General features: G+C 41.7%; 28 protein-coding genes and 1 pseudogene. 17 read left to right on the top strand and 12 right to left on the bottom strand.

Annotated elements, in window-relative coordinates; genetic code table 11:
* Positions 1-68: 68 nt before the first annotated feature.
* Genes AC20OE_RS14715 through AC20OE_RS14705 form a run of 3 tightly spaced genes read left to right on the top strand, consistent with a single transcriptional unit; the run spans position 69 to position 1,912 of the window.
* Entirely contained in the window at positions 69-1,094 is a 1,026-nt protein-coding gene (locus AC20OE_RS14715) for a zinc-binding alcohol dehydrogenase family protein (protein ID WP_487268928.1), read from the top strand.
* On the top strand, positions 1,091-1,618 hold the full coding sequence (locus AC20OE_RS14710) for a YfiT family bacillithiol transferase (protein WP_099663060.1): 528 nt from the start codon (positions 1,091-1,093) through the stop codon (positions 1,616-1,618). Before AC20OE_RS14715 ends, AC20OE_RS14710 begins: the two co-directional genes overlap by 4 nt.
* 12 nt (positions 1,619-1,630) lie before the next feature.
* Positions 1,631-1,912: a hypothetical protein gene (locus AC20OE_RS14705; protein ID WP_099663061.1), complete on the top strand. Its 282-nt coding sequence runs from the start codon at positions 1,631-1,633 to the stop codon at positions 1,910-1,912.
* Positions 1,913-1,936: 24 nt separating this feature from the next.
* On the opposite strand, the gene AC20OE_RS14700 is transcribed toward AC20OE_RS14705, so the two are convergent.
* Entirely contained in the window at positions 1,937-2,416 is a 480-nt protein-coding gene (locus AC20OE_RS14700; RefSeq protein ID WP_024425228.1) for a MarR family transcriptional regulator, read from the bottom strand.
* A 169-nt stretch (positions 2,417-2,585) separates the two neighbouring features.
* On the opposite strand from AC20OE_RS14700, the gene mprF reads away from it, so the two are divergent.
* The 3 genes from mprF (at position 2,586) to AC20OE_RS14685 (ending at position 6,598) form a co-directional block, all read left to right on the top strand.
* Positions 2,586-5,156 carry a bifunctional lysylphosphatidylglycerol flippase/synthetase MprF gene (mprF, locus tag AC20OE_RS14695; protein WP_099663062.1) on the top strand — a complete coding sequence of 857 codons (2,571 nt, stop codon included), beginning with the start codon at positions 2,586-2,588 and terminating at the stop codon, positions 5,154-5,156.
* Positions 5,157-5,248: 92 nt separating this feature from the next.
* Entirely contained in the window at positions 5,249-5,797 is a 549-nt protein-coding gene (locus AC20OE_RS14690) for a thioredoxin family protein (RefSeq protein ID WP_487268927.1), read from the top strand.
* Between the two features lie 333 nt (positions 5,798-6,130).
* Positions 6,131-6,598 carry a thiol-disulfide oxidoreductase DCC family protein gene (locus AC20OE_RS14685; RefSeq protein ID WP_039177256.1) on the top strand — a complete coding sequence of 156 codons (468 nt, stop codon included), beginning with the start codon at positions 6,131-6,133 and terminating at the stop codon, positions 6,596-6,598.
* Between the two features lie 36 nt (positions 6,599-6,634).
* Here AC20OE_RS14685 and AC20OE_RS14680 read toward each other — a convergent pair whose 3' ends face one another.
* The gene (locus tag AC20OE_RS14680) at positions 6,635-7,891 is read right to left on the bottom strand and encodes a transcriptional regulator (protein ID WP_039177258.1); all 1,257 of its coding nucleotides are present in this window, start codon (positions 7,889-7,891) and stop codon (positions 6,635-6,637) included.
* A gap of 275 nt (positions 7,892-8,166) precedes the next feature.
* Between AC20OE_RS14680 and AC20OE_RS14675 the strand changes: the two genes are divergently transcribed.
* Positions 8,167-8,754 (top strand): nitroreductase family protein, encoded by a 588-nt coding sequence (locus tag AC20OE_RS14675; RefSeq protein ID WP_058837447.1) that lies wholly within the window; start codon positions 8,167-8,169, stop codon positions 8,752-8,754.
* A 38-nt stretch (positions 8,755-8,792) separates the two neighbouring features.
* Here the strand turns inward: AC20OE_RS14675 and AC20OE_RS14670 are convergent, their stop codons facing one another.
* From AC20OE_RS14670 to AC20OE_RS14660, 3 genes are all read right to left on the bottom strand, one after another.
* A complete protein-coding gene (locus tag AC20OE_RS14670) occupies positions 8,793-8,948 on the bottom strand; it encodes a YfhD family protein (protein WP_041087330.1) in 156 nt (51 codons plus the stop codon).
* A gap of 61 nt (positions 8,949-9,009) precedes the next feature.
* Positions 9,010-9,120 (bottom strand): YfhE family protein, encoded by a 111-nt coding sequence (locus tag AC20OE_RS14665; RefSeq protein WP_017358836.1) that lies wholly within the window; start codon positions 9,118-9,120, stop codon positions 9,010-9,012.
* 52 nt (positions 9,121-9,172) lie between these two features.
* Positions 9,173-10,069, bottom strand: a complete 897-nt coding sequence (locus tag AC20OE_RS14660) for a TIGR01777 family oxidoreductase (RefSeq protein WP_058837446.1) — start codon at positions 10,067-10,069, stop codon at positions 9,173-9,175.
* A gap of 94 nt (positions 10,070-10,163) precedes the next feature.
* Between AC20OE_RS14660 and recX the strand changes: the two genes are divergently transcribed.
* Together recX and AC20OE_RS14650 are read left to right on the top strand one after the other, a co-directional pair.
* Positions 10,164-10,955, top strand: a complete 792-nt coding sequence (recX, locus tag AC20OE_RS14655) for a recombination regulator RecX (protein WP_058837445.1) — start codon at positions 10,164-10,166, stop codon at positions 10,953-10,955.
* 3 nt (positions 10,956-10,958) lie between these two features.
* On the top strand, positions 10,959-11,273 hold the full coding sequence (locus AC20OE_RS14650; protein ID WP_039177269.1) for a YfhH family protein: 315 nt from the start codon (positions 10,959-10,961) through the stop codon (positions 11,271-11,273).
* Between the two features lie 23 nt (positions 11,274-11,296).
* Here the strand turns inward: AC20OE_RS14650 and AC20OE_RS14645 are convergent, their stop codons facing one another.
* Both AC20OE_RS14645 and AC20OE_RS14640 read right to left on the bottom strand, forming a co-directional pair.
* Complete coding sequence (locus AC20OE_RS14645; protein ID WP_008360604.1) at positions 11,297-11,470, bottom strand: YpzG family protein; 174 nt, start codon at positions 11,468-11,470, stop codon at positions 11,297-11,299.
* Between the two features lie 25 nt (positions 11,471-11,495).
* Entirely contained in the window at positions 11,496-11,645 is a 150-nt protein-coding gene (locus tag AC20OE_RS14640; protein ID WP_003217849.1) for a small, acid-soluble spore protein K, read from the bottom strand.
* A gap of 116 nt (positions 11,646-11,761) precedes the next feature.
* Here AC20OE_RS14640 and AC20OE_RS14635 point away from each other — a divergent pair, with 116 nt between their 5' ends.
* From AC20OE_RS14635 to AC20OE_RS14625, 3 genes are all read left to right on the top strand, one after another.
* On the top strand, positions 11,762-12,034 hold the full coding sequence (locus AC20OE_RS14635) for a YfhJ family protein (RefSeq protein WP_024425219.1): 273 nt from the start codon (positions 11,762-11,764) through the stop codon (positions 12,032-12,034).
* A gap of 298 nt (positions 12,035-12,332) precedes the next feature.
* Positions 12,333-13,316 (top strand): glycosyltransferase family 2 protein, encoded by a 984-nt coding sequence (locus AC20OE_RS14630; protein ID WP_024425218.1) that lies wholly within the window; start codon positions 12,333-12,335, stop codon positions 13,314-13,316.
* A gap of 87 nt (positions 13,317-13,403) precedes the next feature.
* Positions 13,404-15,998, top strand: a complete 2,595-nt coding sequence (locus AC20OE_RS14625; protein ID WP_341083350.1) for a YfhO family protein — start codon at positions 13,404-13,406, stop codon at positions 15,996-15,998.
* A gap of 63 nt (positions 15,999-16,061) precedes the next feature.
* Here AC20OE_RS14625 and AC20OE_RS14620 read toward each other — a convergent pair whose 3' ends face one another.
* The 3 genes from AC20OE_RS14620 to AC20OE_RS14610 form a co-directional block, all read right to left on the bottom strand.
* Positions 16,062-16,481, bottom strand: a complete 420-nt coding sequence (locus AC20OE_RS14620; protein WP_041087342.1) for a regulatory YrvL family protein — start codon at positions 16,479-16,481, stop codon at positions 16,062-16,064.
* Positions 16,482-16,550: 69 nt separating this feature from the next.
* Complete coding sequence (locus tag AC20OE_RS14615) at positions 16,551-17,714, bottom strand: oxalate decarboxylase family bicupin (protein WP_341083354.1); 1,164 nt, start codon at positions 17,712-17,714, stop codon at positions 16,551-16,553.
* A 95-nt stretch (positions 17,715-17,809) separates the two neighbouring features.
* Positions 17,810-17,974, bottom strand: a complete 165-nt coding sequence (locus AC20OE_RS14610) for a YvrJ family protein (protein WP_073204399.1) — start codon at positions 17,972-17,974, stop codon at positions 17,810-17,812.
* Positions 17,975-18,140: 166 nt separating this feature from the next.
* Between AC20OE_RS14610 and AC20OE_RS14605 the strand changes: the two genes are divergently transcribed.
* Positions 18,141-18,743, top strand: a complete 603-nt coding sequence (locus tag AC20OE_RS14605; protein ID WP_059377628.1) for a sigma-70 family RNA polymerase sigma factor — start codon at positions 18,141-18,143, stop codon at positions 18,741-18,743.
* Positions 18,691-18,912 (top strand): sigma-O factor regulator RsoA, encoded by a 222-nt coding sequence (gene rsoA / locus AC20OE_RS14600; protein ID WP_039177285.1) that lies wholly within the window; start codon positions 18,691-18,693, stop codon positions 18,910-18,912. The genes AC20OE_RS14605 and rsoA overlap by 53 nt, the downstream gene beginning before the upstream one ends.
* A gap of 25 nt (positions 18,913-18,937) precedes the next feature.
* Here the strand turns inward: rsoA and AC20OE_RS14595 are convergent, their stop codons facing one another.
* On the bottom strand, positions 18,938-19,918 hold the full coding sequence (locus tag AC20OE_RS14595) for a metal-dependent hydrolase (protein ID WP_034623275.1): 981 nt from the start codon (positions 19,916-19,918) through the stop codon (positions 18,938-18,940).
* Between the two features lie 191 nt (positions 19,919-20,109).
* Between AC20OE_RS14595 and mutY the strand changes: the two genes are divergently transcribed.
* Entirely contained in the window at positions 20,110-21,210 is a 1,101-nt protein-coding gene (gene mutY, locus AC20OE_RS14590) for an A/G-specific adenine glycosylase (protein ID WP_099663067.1), read from the top strand.
* On the opposite strand, the gene AC20OE_RS14585 is transcribed toward mutY, so the two are convergent.
* A complete protein-coding gene (locus AC20OE_RS14585) occupies positions 21,197-21,421 on the bottom strand; it encodes a hypothetical protein (protein WP_003217808.1) in 225 nt (74 codons plus the stop codon). The two genes, mutY and AC20OE_RS14585, sit on opposite strands and share 14 nt — an antisense overlap.
* An 81-nt stretch (positions 21,422-21,502) precedes the next feature.
* On the opposite strand from AC20OE_RS14585, the gene fabL reads away from it, so the two are divergent.
* Together fabL and AC20OE_RS14575 are read left to right on the top strand one after the other, a co-directional pair.
* Positions 21,503-22,255 carry an enoyl-[acyl-carrier-protein] reductase FabL gene (fabL, locus tag AC20OE_RS14580; RefSeq protein WP_024425211.1) on the top strand — a complete coding sequence of 251 codons (753 nt, stop codon included), beginning with the start codon at positions 21,503-21,505 and terminating at the stop codon, positions 22,253-22,255.
* 75 nt (positions 22,256-22,330) lie between these two features.
* Positions 22,331-22,480 (top strand): annotated as a pseudogene (locus AC20OE_RS14575) (gamma-type small acid-soluble spore protein); the annotation flags it as partial.
* Positions 22,481-22,580 lie beyond the last annotated feature (100 nt).

The following is a 22,580-nucleotide window of genomic DNA, read 5'->3' as shown; positions in this document are numbered from 1 at the left end:
CAGCCATAAACATCAGAAAATTATGATAAAATGTGGAAAGAAAGAATGGAGAAAGGGAGTGCGAGCGAGTGAAAGCAGTTGGACTATTGGAGTATTTACCGATTGAGCATGAGCAAAGCCTGATGGATCAAGAGGTTGAAAAGCCTAAAGCGTCTGGCAGGGATGTACTGGTGAAGATAGAGGCTGTGTCCGTGAATCCAGTTGATACAAAGGTGAGATCACCGAAGGATCAGAAGGAAGAAAAACTGAAAATTCTTGGCTATGATGCAAGCGGTACGGTTGTTGAAGTGGGCGAAGCGTGTACATTATTTCAGCCAGGCGATCACGTTTACTATGCGGGAGATATTACGCGTCAAGGCTCGAATAGTGAATACCAGCTTGTGGATGAGCGTATTGTGGCGAAAAAGCCTGCTAATCTATCCTTTGCAGAAGCAGCCGCGATGCCCCTTACAACAATTACGGCTTATGAGGCTTTATTTGACCGGATGCATATGAAGCGGAATGCAGAAGGCTCAACCTTGCTGATCATTGGTGGTGCAGGCGGGGTTGGTTCAATTTCCATTCAACTAGCCAAATTAGCGAAGGCAACTGTGATCGCAACCGCATCAAGACCAGAAACAAAAGAGTGGTGTCTGTCATTAGGTGCCGATCATATCATTGATCATCATCAGCCGCTTCTCGCGCAGCTCGAGGAAAAAGGAATCGGCGAAGTGGATTTTATTTTATGCTTAAATGATACAGATGGACATTTCAAAGGCATGGCTGAAGCTATCAAACCGCAAGGCACGATCTGTACCATTGTCGAGAACAAGCACAACCTAGACATTCAGTTACTCAAAAATAAAAGTGCGGCATTTGTATGGGAATTCATGTTCACACGTTCTATGTATGAAACAGCGGACATGATCAAACAGCATGAGCTTTTGACAGAGGCGAGTGAGTTATTTGAGCAAGGAAAAATAACGCATACCTTAACAAAGGTTCTCAGTCCGATCAATGCTGCTAACTTGAAGCAGGCACATCAAACACTTGAGCAAGGAAAGATGATTGGAAAATTTGTTCTTGAAGGATTTGAGAGAGGAGAGAACGTATGACGTCATTACAATATCCGATTGGCTTATATGAACCAGTAGAAACAAAAACGAAAGCACAGCTGGAAGCATGGACTGATGAGCTGGCTGCAATCCCCGAAGAGTATGAAGCAGTGACTGCACCGTTGACAGATGCTCAGCTTGATACACCTTATCGGCCGGGAGGATGGACTGTTCGTCAGCTCATTCACCACGTAGCAGACAGCCATCTGAATGCATACTTACGATTCAAACTTGCTCTCACAGAAGATACACCGGACATACGTCCATATGATCAGGAGGGATTTGCCTCACTTCCTGACAGCAAGGCGCCCATCAGTTTATCCCTGCCTTTGATCAGCAGTCTGCATCGCAGGTGGGTCACTTTACTGCGGGGAATGTCAGAGAAAGACTTCAACGCTTCTTATTATCACCCTGCCGATCAACAAACGGTGTCCTTATATGATGCAACGGGAATGTACGTCTGGCATTCAAAGCATCACCTTGCCCATATTACGGAATTAATCAAAAGAAATCAGTGGAAGTAAAGGAGTAAACGCATGTCTGGAAGGAGAATTGTCGGCGCCATGTTTATCTGTATGGCGGCATTGTTTTATATAGCGAAATATGTTCTTTTTGAGATACGCTATAGTAACAGCTTAGGCTCAGAAAGAACGATTGAGGAACTTGAACAGCTGATTCCTGGCGGTACGTGGATCAGTATCCTTTTTCTCATTATCGGCTTAGCCTATCTTTTATGGGATGACAGGGAAGTCATTCGTAAAAATCTTTTCACCCCAGATCGACAAATAGAAGAAACAAAAAAGACGGACCTCAAGTGACCGTCTTTTTTCTTTTTTACTTTTTTAGCCGCGTTCAGGACGCAGTGCTTTTTCTAAGATAGCAAGGCCTTCATTGACTTTTTCTTTTTCCTCGTCATTGAGCCGTTGCAGGGAATTTTTGATTTTTTCGTGTCCTTTTTGATAAATACTTCTGAAAATATTTTTCGCTTCCTCTGTCAGCTCTACGACAATGATTCTCCGGTCACGCTCAGAGTGCTTTCGCACGACAAAGTTAGACTGTTCTAACCGGTCAAGCAGACCTGTCATATTGGACAAAGAAGCGCCCATTTTTTCAGCGATTTCGGATACTTTGAGAGAGCCATGGTTATTGAGCAGCATGAGCACCTTCATTTGAGGCATACTCATATCAAGCTTCATCCATTCAGAAACATCTCCAAGACCTGCAGCTGTGAGCACTTTCATATAAAGAACCCATGTCTTTTTTTCCTCTGGAGATAGAATCTCTTCTTTTAATACGGTGGTGTCATGAATATTATATTCCACGCTTGTTCACTTCCTTTAAGCGGCTCTTTTTCTTTATATTACTGATTTTTACTTCTAATTGAAAGGTTCGTCAAGCTTTTGAATGTTAAACTGCATGAATCAAGTGGTATTTGTTGTATAATAATGTTCAGTTGAAATAATTGAAGCAACCTAGAAAGTTGGGAAAAACATGTGGAACAAAAAAACGGGTATGACGATCTTAAAAATGCTTTTTCCGATCGTGATTATCCTTGTATTGATCTTTGTCGCGAAGCAGGAGCTAAGCGGACTTTCCATTAAAAAGACGTTTTATATTATTGACAGCTTGAACCGAATGGATTTGTTTATTCTTGTCTTTCTTGGACTTGTTGCGGTTTTATCGATGTCCTTATATGATTTTATTTTACGAAAAAGCCTAAATATGCCGATCAGCGGTTGGAAAACGATTCGCATTTCCTGGATTGCAAACTCCTTTAACAGTGTTCTTGGATTCGGCGGTCTATCAGGAGCAGGGCTTAGAACGCTTCTCTATAAGGAGTACATAACAGATACGAAAAAACTGCTGAAAGGCATTGCCCTTTTGACTTCCTCTGTCCTTTTGGGCTTATCTATTTTCAGTGATCTGATCTTGGTCAGGGTGCTTCCTGTTGAAAGTATTATCAGCCAGGAGCCGTGGCTATGGGCATTTGTCATTATCTTTGCCTGTATTGTACCAATATATATCGTCATGGCATCTATTCGAAAAAGCTCGATTGAGAGCGGTGAAAATGGACTAAAGCATCCAATTTACGCTTATATCGGTGCATCATTTTTAGAATGGCTGGCAGCTGGACTTGTTATGTACATGGCTGTCGTCTCTATGGGAATGAATGTCGATGTCCGAATTGTATTAGGTGTATTTGCGATTGCATCAATTGGCGGTTTAATCAGTATGGTTCCGGGCGGATTTGGCTCGTTTGACCTCATCTTTTTACTGAGCATGCAGTACATTGGTTTTGATAAAGAGATGGTTCTGACGGCGCTCGTCTTGTATCGCTTCGTGTACTCAATCTTCCCGTTTATCCTAGGGCTTTGTCTAGCTGCTTACGATTTAACGGGCACGACGCTTAGACGTCTTGAAGGCAATCCGAAAATGGCACCTGCCATTGAAACAACGAACGTCTTAATTGTTTTGCACCGTGCTTTATTAATCCGGTTATTGTACGGATCTTTATCGATTTTAACCTTTGGAAGCGGCTTGCTTATCATGGCATCTGTTGTGCTTCCAGTCGATCGATTAGGTGTGATTACCAGCATTCCGCGCTTTCTTTTATCAGGATTTAATGGTCTTTCTTTAATGTTCGGAATCATTCTCATGATTTTGTCCATTGAAGTGTATAAAAGAACGAAAAGATCGTACGTGCTGACAATGATCTCCTTAGCAGGCGGTTTTGTGTTTACTTTGTTAAAGGGATTTAACCTCAGTCTGATCTTTATTTTGCCAGTCATCATGGCTGTGTTTTTCTCTCTTCGAAATCAATTTGTGAAGCAGCAGGCACCTTATTCTTTGAATCAGTTTGTGGCGGCTGCCGCTGGATATTTATTCGTGCTCTTTAACTATAATGTCATTGGCAACTATATTTGGACAAAAATAGGGCATTTCTTGAGTAAGGATTATCTCGTTCACAATGAACGGCATATCACGATGACAAGCATGATTGCTCTCATCGGTGTCCCGCTTTTCTTCTTCATTAGTAAATTGATTTTTAATAAGAAAGCATTTCCGATTGGAGAACAAGCAGATGAGGAAAAATTAAAAACGTTTTTAGAAGAAAAAGGCGGAAATGCCCTCAGTCATCTTGGCTTTTTAGGCGACAAAAAACTATTTTTCTCAAGTGATGGAGAAGCGATGCTTCAGTTTGGACGAATTGGCCGCTGCGTCATTGTGCTCGGAGATCCATCTGGACGTGAGGCGTCTTATCCGCTTGTACTTGAAGAGTTTTTACAGGAGACAGAAAAAGCCGGCTACCGCGTCGCTTTTTATCAAGTAGAACGAGAAGGGATGGCTCTTTATCATGACTTAGGCTTTCACTTCTTTAAGCTTGGGGAAGAAGCCATGGTCGATTTAGAAACGTTTACTCTGTCAGGTAAGAAAAAATCAAATTTACGAGCTGTGGCGAATAAATTTGAACGAGAAGGCTACACCTTTGAAATGCTGGAACCTCCCTTTTCAAATGAGTTGATCTCAACTTTAAAACAAATCTCTGACAGCTGGCTCGGAAAGAAAAAAGAAAAAGGGTTTTCGCTCGGTTATTTTCAAGAAGACTATCTTCAAAAAGCACCGATTGCGATTTTAAAGGATGAACAAGGGCAAATCATTTCCTTTGTATCATTAATGCCGATGTATCAAGAAGGGGAGATTTCCATCGATTTAATGCGTCATATGCATGATGCACCGAACGGGATGATGGATGCGCTGTTTATCCACCTGTTTCAATGGGCGAAAGAAAAAGGCTATAAATCGTTTAACATGGGAATGGCACCTTTATCGAATGTGGGGACGTTCCATCAGTCCTTTCTCACGGAGCGTTTGGCGAGTGTTATTTTCAACAATGTCAGATATATGTACAGCTTCAGCGGTTTACGGTCGTTTAAACAGAAGTATAAGCCTGAATGGCGTGGGAAATATTTAGCGTATAAAAAAAATACGTCACTGCCTGTCACAATGGTGCTTGTCACCAAGCTGATTGGGACGGACCCAAATCGAAATCGGCGTCGATAAACCAAAAGACCTTTACCTTTCACTAGGTGAAGGTTTTTTTAGACAAAAGAATAGCAAAAGTGGTAAAGTTGAAGGGTAAGGGGGATGTTCATATGACATTAAATGAATGGTTTACAAAGGGATTAGCTGAACGTACATATGTACACAACATGGAGAAAAACCGGGGAAATCTACTCACGGTGTACAACCAGTACGCAATTCATCAAAAAGAAAAAGAGCTGCTTCAAAAGCTGCAAAAGAAAAAGCTCAGAGCACTTGTCATCACAGCGGATTGGTGCGGGGATGCAATGGTCAATGTCCCGATTTTCATGCGTATTTCAAATGAAGCACTCATTGATGCGCGCTATTTCATTCGGGATGAGAATCTAGACCTGATGGATCAGTATTTAACGAACGGGACCGCAAGATCGATTCCGATTATCGTCATCATTGATCAGGACGGGAATGAAGTGGGGAAATGGGGACCTCGCTCAGCAGAAGCACAGCGCTTTGTGGACGAGAAAAAACCGGACAAAGATGCACCTGATTATGAAGAAGCTTTTCAAGTATTTGCGAAAGAAGCCGCACATCACTATACGACAGACCGTTACTTATGGAAAGATATTGAGAAAGAAATAGTAGAAGTTTTGGCAAAAATATAAACCAAAAGACTACTTCGCCGCAATGGGAAGTAGTCTTTTTTTATCTTGTTTTTGCGTTTTACCTACAAAACCACCGCATAAAGGTGTAGAAAACCGCAGAATTCTATCAAAAACCGCAGAAAACCGCAAAGCACCACGATTTTCCCAACCACTTTTAGTTGAAAAACCTCATATATGCCATGAAATCAATGATTTTGCCCTTATCCAAAGGCTCATATAACGCACAAGGGTTGGCTTTTTCCCAATACAAGAGGCCCAGCAACTATAGTAATCTAGTTGTAATCTCCTTTGAACGAACTAAAAAAATGACAGAAAAGGACAGGCGATCAATTTATGAAAAAAATCATTTATCTCGATCAAGAAAAAAAGAAGCTCGCTGAATCGAAAAAAAGAGAACAGCGTTCCATCAAATCACTGAGACTGCTTGTGTTTTATGATGGACAAAGTCCTTCATGTGCAAAAATGATTGATTTGTTAAAATCACTCGATTGGAAAAATCGGATTCACTTTGAATCCTTTAGACACTCGCAGCTGCTCAGGCTGAATAAAATCAGTGAAGAGAAGGCGGAAAAACGAATTGTGTCTATTTCCCTAGCCAAAAACCAAAAGAATTCAGGGATCTATACTTGGCTGCGTATGGCTTGCCATATCCCTGCATTATGGGGAACGGTCCCATTCATCATGCTCAGTATTTGGCTTGGCTTTGGACAGCATGCGTACGATTTTTTTGCAAAAAGACGGTATATTCATTCTGTCAAACGGATGAACCATCATGACACAGATCAACAAAAGACTATTTAATAAATAGAAAAAGCATGACCTTCGATCGGCAGAAGGTCATGCTTTTTTGTAATAGGGAAGATATACTGTTAAATGATCTAGCAGCTTCTTTGTGTAGAACTTATAGGCCTGATCATCAAGCTCAGCACCTGCATAGGTAAGCAAGGTTCTAAGCGCAAACAAATATTCACTGTGCAGCTCATTGTGTTCAAAGTAAGGAAGGGCTGCTTCGATCAAATAGGTTTTCAAATCAAGAGGATTTTCCTCAATCATCAATTTATAGATTTTGATCATATATAAACAGTTTGGCTGAATACGAGGCTGTTTTAACAGCTCATGTATGTAGGGAAGTGCCTTTTTGCGGTCATATTCAGCATATAGTGTCGCAATTTCATATAGCGTTTCACAGTAGCGATCTTCTATCTGTTCTTGATTAAAGTAATTGAGTGAATCTAGTAAATAAGGCACAGCTGAAGAGAAATCGCCTTCACGTTTTAAAAGCACCCCGTAATAAAAATAAGCGGACATTTTAATATAGGCATCAGGGTAAAGGGAAGTGTGCAAAATCACTTCCTTTATATATTTCTTCGCAGTTTGATAGGCTTTTAGTTCAAGTGAGATCACGCCGTGAATAAGTGTACAGTGAATAATCCGCTTGAAATTGTTCTTTTGTCTATATAAATCCATCGCTTGATGTGTCGCTTCAAGCGCGTCACCGAGCTGTCCCATGTTTCCGAGTGCTTTTGCATAGTGATAATACAAATCACTTTGTTCAACTGAGGCGTAGGAAAAGCAGCTTTCAAGCTTTTTCAGCCCATCCTCAAGCTGACCAATTTTAATTTGATGAATACCGTCTAGATATTCAAAAATTTCTTTTTCCGTTTCAATAAACGTTTTTTCGAATTTTTTGAGCACGCGGTGTGTTTTTAAGGCAAGCGGCTGTTTTTCCGTTAATAAATAAAATTGAAATAAAGACAAATGATACTGAATGCCTAAATCCAGTGAAAAGAACTGCTCCTCGTGCTGAATGATCATTTCTGCATTTTGTTCAGCCTGATCGAGAGCATAGAAGTACATATTCATTTGAAACTCATCCAAAAGTGACAGCAGATGACGTGCCTTTTGTGACAGCTTTTCTTGGCTGATACCAAGCCGTTCAAGCAGCAGATTGATCGTATCTTGATTGGCCTCCTTTGAGCCATTTTCAATTTTACTTAAATGAGAGACAGAACAAATTCCTTCTGCCAATTCAGATTGGGTCATATTTTGTTTATAACGATAGAGTTTAATGATTTGTCCAATATTAATTTTCATTCCATCCAGAAGCCTCCCTTCCAATCATGGTTGAAAGCCTTTTGACAAAAAAACTGAATCAGACAAAATGGGAATACTTGAAAATCATTTCATCATCTTGGCTTTTTTCTCAAAATTTGTTTAAAACGTAATATGATTGTAACATTACTTGAAAAAGTCAAACAACTATTTAGCAGACGGGGAGGAGAGATACTTGATTTGCAACTGCACGCGATGATGTTTATAATGTGAATGAGAATCAATTTCAATTAAGGTTGATTGAGAGGATGACATATATGCCAGAAACGAAACAACAAACAGACGCGTTAACGGTTCGAGACGCTGTCAGATATAGACGATCGATTCGCAAATTCAAAGACACACCGGTGACGATTGAACAGCTTCAGCCGCTATTAGAGGATGCAGTCTATGCGCCGAACCATAAAATCACGGAGCCGTGGCGCTTTTTATATGCGGTGACGGATGAAGCCAAAGCCACATTTGTAGAGCGCTTCATTGCTTTCTTTCAGCGCAACAACCCAGATGCAAAAGAAGAAAAGATCAATCAATACAGAGATTACTTTTCTAAGGTCCCAGCGCTTTTACTTGTCGTACTAAAAGAAGACGAGAACCCTGTGGTGAGAAATGATGATTTTGCCGCCGTGAGCGCGCTTATTCAAAATCTCCAGCTGCTTGCATGGGATCAAGGAATCGGTATGGTATGGAAGAGCGGACGTATTTTATACGATAAAGGCTTTCAACAAGACATGGGATTAAAGGAAAACGAACGGTTTGCTGCGATCCTTCATATAGGTTATCCAGAAGAGGTGCCTGAGGAAAAATCACGCCAGAAAGCATCAAGTCTTCTTACTGAAATCAAATAAAAGAAAAGCAGACCGCTGAATAAGGTCTGCTTTTTTACTTATTGTTTTTTGGCGCGCTGATCGGCTGCTTTCATACGTGCCATTGCTTTTAAGTCATTCGGATCTGCAAGTTCTTTGGAAAATTCAACATATTCGCCATCCGTCTCTTGTGCTGCGAGCTCGTGGTTGGATTTTTTGTGTTGGTCTTTTTTCAAAGCCTTTCCCTCCTTTACAAGATCACTTTAGTTATGTGCTTGTTGGAGGGGAATATCCGTCTTATTTGTTTCTTTTTTCTGCTGCTCTTTCCGCTTTTTTGAATTCCTGCTGATACAGGACTTCCTGAGTTTTTTTCAGCTTTGAAGTTGGCTGGTGTTCTTTTTTCTTCATCAAAATCGCCCCCTCATATCATTTCTAATAGGATGGGTGTTTTTGACAACATTTATTCCTTAGAATGCAAAATCGCTTCTTTTAGTTCAGGGTGCAAAAAGTCATAAGAAGAGAGCAGTGCTTTTTTTGGCAGAGCACGCTGGCCTTCTAAAACAAGCAATGACATTTCACCGAGTGCCGTTTTGATCACAAACGATGGCACCTTCAGCCAATGGGGACGGTGAAGGGCAGAAGCAATGGTTTGTCCAAGCTGTTTCATTTGAACAGGATTCGGTGATGTCACATTGAGCGGGCCTGAGAGGTCGTCATTATGAATCGCATAGGCAATGAGATGTGCTACATCCTCAACATGCACCCATGAAACCCATTGCGAGCCAGCGCCAATTGTCCCGCCGGCAAACAGCTTGTAAGGAAGTGTCATCAGCGGCAGTGTGCCTTTTTCTCCTAACACGACGCCAAAGCGTGTGTAGACCGTACGAATGCCGAGGGCTTCAATCTTTTGCCCCTCAGCCTCCCAAAGTTTTGATGTATGACTTAAGAAATCAGTATCTGCAGGAGGTGACTCCTCCGTAAAATCTCCTGTTTGAGATGTGCCATAAATCCCGACAGCACTTGCTTGAATCAGCACAGATGGTTTTGATTCCTGCGCTTCTATAATGCGTCTTACCTCTTGTGTTGATTTGAGACGGCTGGAGAGGATGCCTTCTTTTGCCTTGTCTGTCCAGCGTGTGAAAATGGATTTTCCAGCAAGGTTAATCCATACATCGATGGCAGGCAATTCATGCTCAGGCGCAGCACCTTCGGTCAGCCACTGCACATAATGTAAATGATTTTGTTCGGATTCCTTTGGATTTCTTGTTAAAATATATAGATGATGTCCCTCAGCAGCGAGCACTTTTTTAACATGCTGGCCGATAAAACCGGTTCCTCCGGTAATGGCGATATTCAATTGACATCTCTCCTCTCATATACATACCTATATCTTTCACGATTTTGAATCAGAAGAAACATCCTGACTGTTTTGGAAAAGGAGTGATCACAGGATGCCCTATATTACAAAAATTTCTGCTCAGAAAAACAATACAGAGCGGGTCAACATCTTTCTTGATGAAAAGTACGCCTTTAGTGTTGATTTAGATGTGCTCGTCCAGCACGATTTGAAAAAAGGCAAAGAGCTGGACGAAGCAGATATCATTGAGATTCAATTCGGTGATTCGGTGAAAAAAGGATTTCAGCAGGCCGTTGATTATTTATCCTACCGTATGAGATCAGTGAAAGAAGTCACCGATTATTTAACGAAAAAAGAAATCCCGGCACCTGCTATTAGTGAAATTATACACAAATTAAAGCATTATAAGTATGTAAATGATCTTGAATTTGCAGAAGCCTATGTCAGCACCCATCGCAAAACGAACAGCAAAGGACCGTCCGTCCTAAAAAAAGAATTGAAGCTCAAAGGTATAGACGATGACACGATTGAACGGGCGCTATCGCAATACCCTGATGACTTACAGCTAGAGGAAGCTGTTAAGCAGGTTCTCAAGCTTGTTAAAAAAGAAAAAAATCGTTCTGCAAAAGAGATCGAGCAGCGCATTAAGCTGCAGCTGCAGCGAAAGGGTTTTTCGTTTGAGATCATTGATAAAGCCCTTCAAGAAGCCTATGATGGACAAGAAGAGGAAAAGGAAGAAGAGGCCCTCCTTTATATGCTGGAGAAGGCAAAACGCAAGGTAGGATATGACGGATCATTTGAAAAGAAGATGAAAGTGAAGCAATTTTTATTCAGAAAAGGCTTTGATCTCGATACAATTGATCACGTTTTAGACAAAGGGGAATGACAGATGGAAAAACGCTATAGTGAGATGACAGAATACGAATTGAAGCAGGAGATTGCCGCCCTTTCTGAAAAAGCACGAAAGGCTGAGCAGCTTGGCATTGTAAATGAATACGCAGTTTTAGAACGAAAAATCGATATGGCAAAAGCCTATTTATTAGATCCAGCCTCGTTTCAAACGAAAACGACTTATCAAATCAAAGACACAGAAGAAGAGTTTTATGTGGAATATTTAAATGGCGTGTTTGCGTGGGGATACAGAGTATCGGCTCCAAATAAGGAAGATGCCCTGCCGATTTCAATGCTGACGCAAAAGGACTGATCCAAAGAGATCAGTCCTTTTCTTTACTTCGAACGTTGTTTACGGACGTTGTTCTGAAGTACGATGTCGTGCTGCGTTTGCTGCGTTTCTCCGTTGACCTGAGAGGCAGAATGCTTTGCATTTGCCCATGGTTGAGGGTAAGCGGTTGTCCTTAATTGAACAAAGTCTGCCATATACGATTTCCCATTTGAACTCATATCTCAAGCACTCCCTTTGGAAAAATTAGCGTTTCCCTGATGCCCTCATACGTTCCTGTGGACGTGTATTCGTTTCACCATTCGGCCGTTTAGACGCATAAGCATCTGTAGCGCCTGGTTCGCCTTCAAACTTGTGATTTACCTGATTTGGAAAGCCTTTTGCTTTATTACGCATATCGATTCCCTCCAAACAATACAAATCATTTGCGTCTTTTGAAGACGTAAGGGTAGTATATGAAAAAAGAAGTTTTTTTAAAAAGGCACTTTCTGCTAGATGAAGGAGGAACAAGCATGGAACAATACTTTGAGCGATTAACAGAACAACTTATGGAAAAAAACAATATGCTGACATATGACGAAGCACGTACATGGGTAGAGCTGCTTTGGAGTGATTTTGAAACGACTTATGCAAAGGCTGGCCGCAAGTATAAAGGACAGGAAACAACAGAACGAATTGTCCAAGAGTGGATCGAGAGCTACGGCGCACAGCTGCATCTATTTCAAAATAAACAATCAAAGGCAAACGAGCATCTGCAACAAAACAATCGAGGGCTGCTTCATTAAAAGGTTGCCCTTTCACTTCATTCATCTTTTTCAATAAATAGGAAAATATACAAATGAACAAATAACTTTATGAAACAATACCCAGTCTGTGATCGAAATTACAGGCTTTTTACAATGATTAAACTTAAAATTACATTAAATTCATCCTGCTGAAAATCACTGGAAATAAAACTCTGATATAATGAAACGATTAAAGAGACATGTAATTTATGGATAATAAAAAAGGGTTTCGTTTTCTGACAAAAAAGGAATAATGAACATATCAGACTATGTGAAAAAAGTGAAGAGAAGGTGCGATATGGAACGGGAATTGCTCTCTGTGATAATTCCTTCTTACAATGAAGGTGAAAACATCAGACGAATCTTTGAGGCACTCGAGGAAGAGTTTCGCGATTTTCATTATGACTTTGAAATCATCTTTGTGAATGATGGAAGCAAAGACAATACGCTTCAATACATGAGAGAGCTCTCTCGCAAAAGTGCAAAGGTCAAATATATATCCTTTTCGCGTAACTTTGGAAAGGAAGCCGCTATTTTGGCAGGTCTTGAACATGCAAAAGGAGCAGCTGCGATTATTATGGACGCCGATCTGCAGCACCCGACGTATTTAATTCAGGACTTTGTCAGAGGGTATGAAGAAGGCTACCATCAAGTCATTGCCAAACGGAATCGTAAAGGTGACAGCAAGCTGCGCTCTTACCTGTCATCCATGTACTATAAGGTGATGAACAAGGTAGTAGAAGTGGACTTGCGTGATGGCGTCGGGGATTTCCGTTTAATTTCACGCCAAGCCATCGATGCACTGCTTCAGCTGAAAGAGGGAAATCGTTTTTCAAAAGGGCTTTTTTGCTGGATTGGGTTTGAAGAAAAGGTCATCTATTATGAAAATGTAGAAAGACAGCATGGTGATACAAAATGGTCACTGAAAAAATTATTTAACTATGGCATAGATGGCGTCATTTCTTTTAACAACCGCCCGCTGCGAATTTGTTTTTATACCGGCATACTGATCTTATTTCTCTCATTGATTTACATCGTGGCCACCTTTATTCAAATCGTCAGAACGGGCATTATGGTGCCGGGTTATTTTACTTTAATATCAGCTGTGCTGTTCCTCGGAGGTGTCCAGCTTTTGAGTCTAGGCGTGATTGGAGAATATATTGGCCGTATCTATTATGAAACGAAAAAGAGGCCGCATTATTTAATCCAGGAATCAAATGTGATGGAACAAGAGACAAGCTCAAAGGAACAAGACCGAGTGTTAACGCAGTTATTTAAATAACGTGGAGTCAAATAACCGGCAAGCACGAATCGCTTGCTGGGTTGTTTTGTTTCAAAGAACAGTGGATCTTTTGTGGAAAGGATTTAGATGATGAAACGTAGATGGATAATCATAGGAATGTGCCTCATTCTCGCTTTATTAGGACACTCCTTTTTCTTATATGAATATACGCAAGGCCGGTATATGACAGGAGATGGAGACGGGATCTCACAAATGCTCCCATTTAAAAAGCTGCTGTACGATGAATACGTCAAAGGGAACTTCTTTTATTCCTATCAATTCGGTCTAGGCGGCGGTACATATACGCAATTAGGTTATTATTTCACAACGTCGACTGTCTTTATGGTCACGGTCGCTGTCGTCTGGCTGATGAATGCACTTCATCTTATCCAGTCAACGGACATCCATTTCTGGGCAAATGCCGTCATTTGGCTGAGTGTGATCAAGCTGACACTTATTCTGTTCATCGCTTACCGTGTGCTTCTTTCAATGGTTCAGCATAGGCTGAGCGCATTAACAGGAGCCGCAATTTACGGATTGTCTATTGTGTATTTTCGGCATCAAACGTTTTGGGAGTTTTTCACCGACAGTATGATGTGGCTCCCGCTGCTTGTACTTGGGGTTGAACGGATTTTCAAAACGGGTAAGCCGGCTTGGTTTATTGCGAGTTGCAGCCTGATGCTCATCAACAATTTTTACTTTGCTTATATTCATTTTATCTTTTTAGCGATCTATCTTGTCTTCAGATATATCATCAAGCTGCGAAGTGAGGAGAACGGGTGGAAGGTATTCTGGACGCTGGCGGTCTCTACGCTGTTATCCTTTGGTATCAGTGCTGCCTTTTTTGTCCCGTCTGTCTATGGATTTCTTAATAATATAAGACCGCCATATGATCAATCTATACCTTGGTTTGATCTGCATGATCATCTGCTGTTTACAAGCAGGGTGTATTTATTACCTGTGATCTTTCTCATTTGTATGTTCCTCGTTCCGCTCTATCGGAACAGGTGGTTTTTTATGTTTACATCGATCAGCGTTCTGCTTATTGTTTTTCACTACAGTCCAAAGATGGCGAGCGTGTTTAATGGTTTTTCAGCACCGCAGTACAGATTTGAATACATTCTTGCCTTTACAGTTGGAGCGGTCGTAGCCATCACCATCAAGCATTTCTCGCAAATCGAGTGGAAGTGGAAAAAGCGTGCGGTCTTAGGCACTTGGATCGTGTTTCTTCTCGCAGTCATCTTATCAGAACGAGCAAAGGGAAATATGGATGTTGTTGTATTTACAGCCATAGGACTGCTTGTGATCAGCGTGTTTTTCCTTGTGATTCATGCGGAAAAACGCCAGCACCTTCGTCTCTTTTCAGCTGTGCTCATCGTTGTCAGCTTACTGACAGCAGGCGTGTATCAGCAGGGCTACTTATCTGAAAGAAGCAATATTAAGAGCGTATCAGATACGTATCTGAATAGTGAGGCATATGCTGGACATGAGCAAATGAAGCTCATTCAGCAGATTCAAAGCCGCTCTTCAAAAGATCCGCTTGCCCGGATTGATTGGATGAATGGCGTGCGCAACAATACCCCGTTATTTGAAGGCTTTCAAGGCATGAGTGCGTATTCAAGTATATTGAATCAGCATTTGCTCAATTTCTACTGGAATGACCTGCAAATCGATATGGGACGTGAAAGTGTCAGCCGTTATGCAACAATGGGGGACAGGGTGAATTTATACAGCCTGACCTACGGAAAGTATTATATGAGAGACAATACGATGCCTTACTCACCACCAGCTTATTTTAAGCCAATATTGGAAAGCGAGCATTATAAAGTGTATGAAAATACACGGCCGCTGCCATTTGCAAGAACAACAAGCGCCGTTTATTCAGAAGAATCCTTAAAAAATGCCTCAGCGCTTGATAGAGAGCATGCAATGCTGCAAGGTGTGATTTTAGACAAAAAAGGAAACGCTGAAATTGAGCGCACGCCAAATCGAGTCAAGGATACAAATATTCATACCGAACAAGCTATATACGAACATGGTGTGCTTGATGTATACGGAGAAACAGGCGGCCTGAATATCACGCTGCCAGATGATATGGCCCGCGCTGGAGATGTGTATGTGAGCTTTTATGTGAAGCGGACAGACCGAAACGAAGGATTTCAGTTATCCGTTGACAACTACGTCACCTCACGAAAAAGCAATACATCCATCTACAAAACAGGCGTCAATGAAGTGACGATTCGAGTCCCTGCGGAAAAAATCCTTTCCATTCGAGTACCAAAAGGGACGTATGAACTCGATCAACTGAAGCTGTACCAAGAGCCTTACCGCATTCTAGAAAAAGCATATGAAAAAGAAAAACAGGACAATGGCAGCCAGCAAGTAAAGCTCGAAAACAACCGCTTTACGATTTCATATGATAACAAACGCGGCGATGATTATATGATCTTGCCAGTACCATATGAAAAAGGCTGGGAGCTCACGGTAAACGGAAAGCATACCGATATTGAACAAGCCAATTACGCCTTTATCGGTTTTCCAATAGAAAAAGGCAAAAATGAGATTGTGCTAACCTACTATCCGCCTTATATCAGAATTCTCGCGTTGATTTCACTCGTCAGTTTGATCGGTGCGATCCTATATGCACGAAGAAAACACAAGAAACACCACTTTTCATCATAAGTGGTGTTTTTTTATCTTCCAAGGACTTATCGAGCATGATATCCATCATATGAAGCAAAATCACTAAGCTTCCTTCTCAAACGAAAACGTCGCATAATCAAACAAAAAATGAAACAACCAAAGGCTTAGGGCAAAGAGAATTTCCTCAGAAGTAGACAGTAAAATGCCGCCCACCAATTCATCTGATAAATAGACAGCACCCCAAATAAACAAAAGATGCATTGAAATGGCATAGAAAACGATGGAGCGTTTTTTGGAACGGCACTTTCTAACAACCCTAATGAGCATATGCTCCACATGCTCAAAGGATATCCCAAGTACCACATAGATGCCCATAAATAAAAGCATCGATAAAATCGATTGATAAAAAGCACCAGTTAAATGAAAGAACAGTACACAAAACAACAAAAATATGTAACAGACAGCCGACGCCGCCATGAACCATTTCAGCCCTTGCCATAAAGCGTGAACAGATTGCTGCATAGTTGAACAAACACTCCCTTACATGAAGATACCTGCAAAAAGGACAGCCTTTTTGCAGGAAGTCATACGTTAATCCTCTTTTTTAGGTGCAGCGATCACAGGATGTTTTTCAGCATCAAGCAGTTTTAAGAAATCTTCGCCTTGATCTAAATGATCAAGAACAAGCTGTTTCGGTGTGACCGCAAGCCACTGATTAAGTGAGATATCTGCATAATGATCGCTCTTAAAGATTTCTAAGAAATAAAGCGGTTCGTCGCCTGTATTTTCTACATAATGCCCCATCGCAAATGGGACATATCCAACGTCTCCCGCCTGATAGTTGAAGGTTCTCGCATGTCCATCAGAAGCAAATACCGTCATTCGTGCTTTTCCAGAAATGAAATATTGCCATTCATCCGTATTTGGATGCCAATGCAGCTCGCGAATGGCACCTGGATCAACTTTCACAAGAGCGGATGCAATCGTTTTAGACGCTTTGAAATTGGTAGAGTCCGCAATCCACACTTGTCCGCCGCTTGACGTAATCGGCTCCTGTTTTAACAGCTCATATTTAAAGGAATTCGGGACTTCTCCTTGCTCTGTTTTCACCTTGTCACATTCAAGGGAACCAGGAATTCCTTTTTGGAAAATATATTTTTCTTTCTCTGGCAGCTTGTCAAACTGCTCTTTTGTGATACCGAAGTTCTTGAGCACGACTTCCTCTGGCGTGTGGGCAAGCCAATCGGTTACTTGGAACGTACTATTTTCTGAGAATGACCCATCATCAAACACAAGCAAGAATTCAGCTCCCGGTTCAAGTGCTTGGATAGAGTGCGGCAGGCCAGAAGGGAAGTACCACAAATCACCCTCTGTTACATCCTCTGTAAAATTGCGCCCCTCTGCATCAACCGATGTAATCCGGGCTTCCCCATAAATCATGTACGCCCATTCTGCTTCCTTATGCCAGTGCAGTTCACGAATCGCACCAGGCTTTAGCCGCATATTGACAGATGCAAGACTTTTAGAGATCGGCAGTTCGCGGACTGTTACCTCACGAGCGTAGCCGCCTTTTTCTAAACGATTGTGTGTATCAGAGAAAGAATATTTCAGATTGGAGACCGTTCCATGATCGGTTTCTGGCGGCGTGAGCATATCTGGGTTTTGTCTATCCCGCTCGAGATTACGTGGAATTTTGACCGTTGCTCCTTTTTCTCCTCGAATCGGCTGTGGTATTCCATTTTGCTTTTCACTCATGATAAAATCCCCTTTCAACATCGTATTGTGTGAGGTGACCAAAAGGCCTTTCATTTCGCCCTCGTTTTCATAAGGTGAAACGAATCAAGCAGATGTCAATCTGATTCATCATTTTTTTGAGCAGCGACTAATCGTTGGATGAGCTTGCTTAATTCATCAAACTTTCGTTCAAAGCGTGTCAGCAAGTAAACCGTCAAAATGGCAGGGAAGCCAGCCTGACCGAGCTGCTTCAACCATTCCTCTGAAAAAAAGGTCTCCATTTGTCTCACCCCCCAGCGGATACTCGTCTTCTATATAAGTGGTATGAAAGAAGAAAAAGGAAAGCAGAGGGGGATAAAATGAACCATTAGACCCGTTTCACGAAGTTTACTTTTTTTAACTTTTGTCCACTTAATGCTAGTAGAGGGAACAAAGGGGAGGATGCACATGGATTATCGGCTGTTATTGAAAGCAAAATGGAAAGAAATCATTGATCACCCGCTCATTCAGCAGTTTTTAAGCAACCCGAAAAACGAGCAGCTGCTCCGGCAAGTCATGGAAGAGCCAAACGAGGAAAATGCCAAAAAACTAGATTCCGAGTTCAAACAGTTCTATCAAAAAATCCGCATCATCAAGTATATCTCCACAATGATACGCATCTTTTCAGTCGACTTTGACAAACGAGTAAAAAAGAAACAGCAGCGCTTTCCGCTCATACTCGATCATCCTGATACGCAAGAAGTGAAAGACCCTGTTCAAACAGATACGTATGAAGCCGTGCTCTTCAACCAGCAAGACCTAGGGGAGCATCTGCAAGACCAAACATTGTACAAGGCCTACCAGCAGCTCACAGAAAAACAAAAAATGGTCTTAACCCAAATCTATGTCGAAGGCCAGACGATGAAAGAAATAGCCGATCAGTTAGGCGAAACAAGACAAAACATCTCAAACATTCACAAAAAAGCACTCAATAAACTAAAAGAAAAAACAGGGGGAGATGTCCGTGCACGAAGACAAAATGACCAATGGAGAAATGGAAGAACTCATTGAAACCTTCACACCCATGATCAAAAAGAAACTACAAAACACGGCATATCAAGAAAGAGAAGACCTCGAACAAGAACTCTATATCAAACTCATCGAAAAAGTAGACCGGCTGATTTACCAAGAAGGACCTGGCTTTTGGGAGTTTATTGTGGAATATATGACGAAGTTGTAAAAGTGAAGCACAAAAAAAGACTCGCTCACACAGAGCCGAGTCTTAATTTTTTTTGCAGTTTTTCTTCACTGAAAATCCAGCCGGTATAGGAATTTTTGATTTGGTGGTCCATGTCGATATGGCAGATCGCGACAAAAGGATAATGACCTTTGCTGCGGTAGCGTAAATCAATGAACCGCACCTCATAATGATCCTTGTATTTATCCACTTCCCACCGGTAGACAGGGGAGAAGGAGAGAAAGGCTGAAATATTTTCATCTTGCTTAGCAATTTTCATAATTTCAGTATCAGGGACCGGCACTCGGTTAAAGGTGTCTAAAATGACGACTTCTCCATTCATGCTGCGCCCAACATGGAAAGAGGATTTACATTTCACGGCAATGCGCCATTGTCTGAACTTCATTGTAGGCGAAATGATAATCTCTTCAATTTCATCGAATCGTGCACGCAGTTGACGTTTAATTTGTAGCTGCATAATGACCCTGACGATATAGTAACAGAAAATCACCGCATACAGCGTAATAAACGTATAGCCGGGATGTCCGCCAATCGCCCAAACGACTATGGCGACAAGGTGTGTAAAAAAGATAAACGGATCAAACGTATTAATGATCCCTAGCGCTACCCACTTCTTCGAAAATGGACGAATGGCCTGCGTACCGTATGCGTTGAAAATATCAACAAACACATGAAGCACAACAGCTAATAATGTCCATAACCAAAGGTGAAGTAAATTCGCCCCCGGCACAAATGGAAAAATCACAGCCGGAATCAGCAATGACCAAAACAGTACAGCCGGAATGGAATGTGTAAATCCTCGGTGATTTCTTATATAAACCGCATTATTTTTTAGTTTTAGCACAGTATCAATGTCTGGTGCTTGGGAGCCGGCGATGGTCGCGATCATCACGGCGTGTGCCATGTGTGGATCTGCGCTGACGGCTGGATCTAAAAGTGCAAGTCCCCCAAGAGAAATGCCCATTACTACATGAGTACCAGTGTCCAATTGATTACCTCCTAGTTGTCATGCTTAGGAACAATCATACAAAGTATACGTCTCCAATCAAGACTATGTGCAAAATCACTTTTGCTTTATCCCGATTTAATGTAACATGTTAACGTATCTACAAACAGTATACAACAAATAAGGTTCTATTCAGAACGTTAGCCCTCGGTCCAATGAGAAGGAGTATAGATATGAAAGACATTCAAGAAAAGCTGGACCGCAAAGATATTGCGGGCTTTCAGCATGATTTAATTGATTGGTATGAAAAAGAACAACGAACATTGCCATGGCGTGAAAATCAAGATCCATACCGCGTCTGGGTATCAGAAGTCATGCTCCAGCAAACGAGAGTGGATACGGTCATTCCGTATTTCAACCGGTTTATGGAGCAATTCCCGACGGTGAAGGATCTCGCTTTAGCTGATGAAGAAAAGGTCATGAAAGCATGGGAAGGTCTTGGCTACTACTCAAGAGTGCGTAATTTACAGGCAGCTGTGAAAGAAGTATATGAATCCTACGGTGGCATTGTCCCTGATACGAAAGAGCAATTTTCAAAGCTTAAAGGTGTAGGCCCGTATACGAGCGGCGCAGTGCTGAGTATCGCCTATAACAAGCCGTATCCTGCGGTAGACGGCAACGTGATGAGGGTCATTTCTCGTATTTTGTCCGTATGGGATGATATTGCAAAACCAAAAACGAGAAATATTTTCGAATTTGCGGTCGATCAGCTCATTTCCCGGGAAAAGCCGTCAGAATTCAATCAAGGGCTGATGGAGCTTGGTGCGCTCATTTGCACTCCAACTTCCCCTGCCTGCCTCATTTGCCCTGTGAACATGCATTGTTCGGCACTCGAGGAAGGCGTTCAGCATGAGCTCCCAGTGAAAAGCAAAAAGAAAAAGCCGACTGCAAAATCAATGGCAGCAGCGGTGTTATTTGATGACGCAGGCAACCTATATATTCATAAGCGGCCAAGTACAGGCCTCCTTGCGAATTTATGGGAATTCCCTAACATTGAAACCATGAAGGGAAGAAAAACGGAAAAAGAGCAGCTGATTGATTTCTTAAAAGAGGAGGCGGGTGTACAAGCGGAGCTTGGTGATTTAGAAGGCACCATTCAGCATGTATTTACCCACCTCATCTGGAATATTTCTGTTTTCTTTGGACGAGTTACCTCTGTATCTGATGACATGATGCTGAAAAAAGTCACAACAGAAGAATTTGAGGCGTATGCTTTGCCAGTCTCACACCAAAAAATTTGGAAACTGGCACTTGAGCAGCCTAGTCGTATTTAACCGTTGTACCGTGGGTATAATCAGCTTCATTTCGGTGCAGACCCCCGCGGTCTTCGATTTCAGAAATGATTTCTCGATACTTAGATTGCCCTTCTTCGTTCAAATAAGGTAAAATTTGTTGGAAAGCATGATGAAAGTAAGCAAGCTCAGTATCTTTCCATTGATCCTTGGACATCATGCCAAGCTGGCTTAAATCGCGTCCGACATACATGAATGTAACCTCCTAATAGGAACTTTCCTATTAGTGTGAAGCGAATGAACGAAAACTATTCAAATCAGGAGATGAACCATAATGAGTCAACGTAAATGTGCATTAATTACAGGAAGCAGCAGAGGAGTAGGGAAAGAAGTGGCCCTTCGCCTCGCTGAAAAAGGATATGACATTGTCATTAACTATGCGAGAAGCAAAAAAGCCGCACTTGAAACAGCGGAAGAAATTGAAGCGATGGGCGTTAAAACATTGGTTGTTAAAGCCAATGTTGGCCAGCCTGAGAAAATCAAAGACATGTTTCAGCAAATCGATGAAACCTTTGGCCGTTTAGATGTATTTGTGAACAACGCGGCATCAGGGGTTCAGCGTCCAATTATGGACCTTGAAGAAAATCATTGGGATTGGACGATGAATATCAATGCGAAAGCTTTGTTATTCTGCGGACAAGAAGCGGCGAAACTAATGGAGAAAAACGGGGGCGGACATATCGTCAGTATTAGCTCTCTTGGCTCTATCCGCTACCTTGAAAATTACACAGTAGTCGGTGTATCAAAAGCAGCACTAGAAGCTTTAACACGTTACCTTTCAGTGGAGCTTTCACAAAAAAATATCGTCGTCAACGCTGTATCAGGCGGCGCGATCGATACAGATGCACTTAAGCACTTCCCGAACCGTGAAGAGCTTTTAGAAGATGCGAAGAAAAACACACCTGCCGGCCGAATGGTGGAAATTAAAGACATGGTCGACAGCGTGGAATTCCTTGTATCAGGCAAAGCAGACATGATTAGAGGCCAGACGATTATTGTCGATGGCGGACGTTCTTTGCTTGTTTAAAAAATTCATGAATAGGATGTACACCTTCTGCACAAATTAATGTGCGTGGAGGTGATAATGATGGATCAACAACAAAACAAAACAAACGCACAACAAGTGAAGAAACAAAACCAAGCTGCTGCACAAGGTGGTCAATACGGCACTGAATTTGCTAGCGAGACTGACGCACAGCATGTAAAAAAATACAACCAAAAAGCTGAGCAAAACAAACAACAAAACAGCTAATCACTGAAACAAAGGAAAGCACTTCATATACGAATGAAGTGCTTTTCTTTTTGCCTCGCACCACCATCCGACAAAACCTGTAAAACCTCTACATAAACAG

The organism is Bacillus sp. SRI_025 (assembly GCF_057592095.1).
Note: the sequence above shows the minus strand (reverse complement) of the source record. Positions and strands in the feature narration are given on the sequence as shown.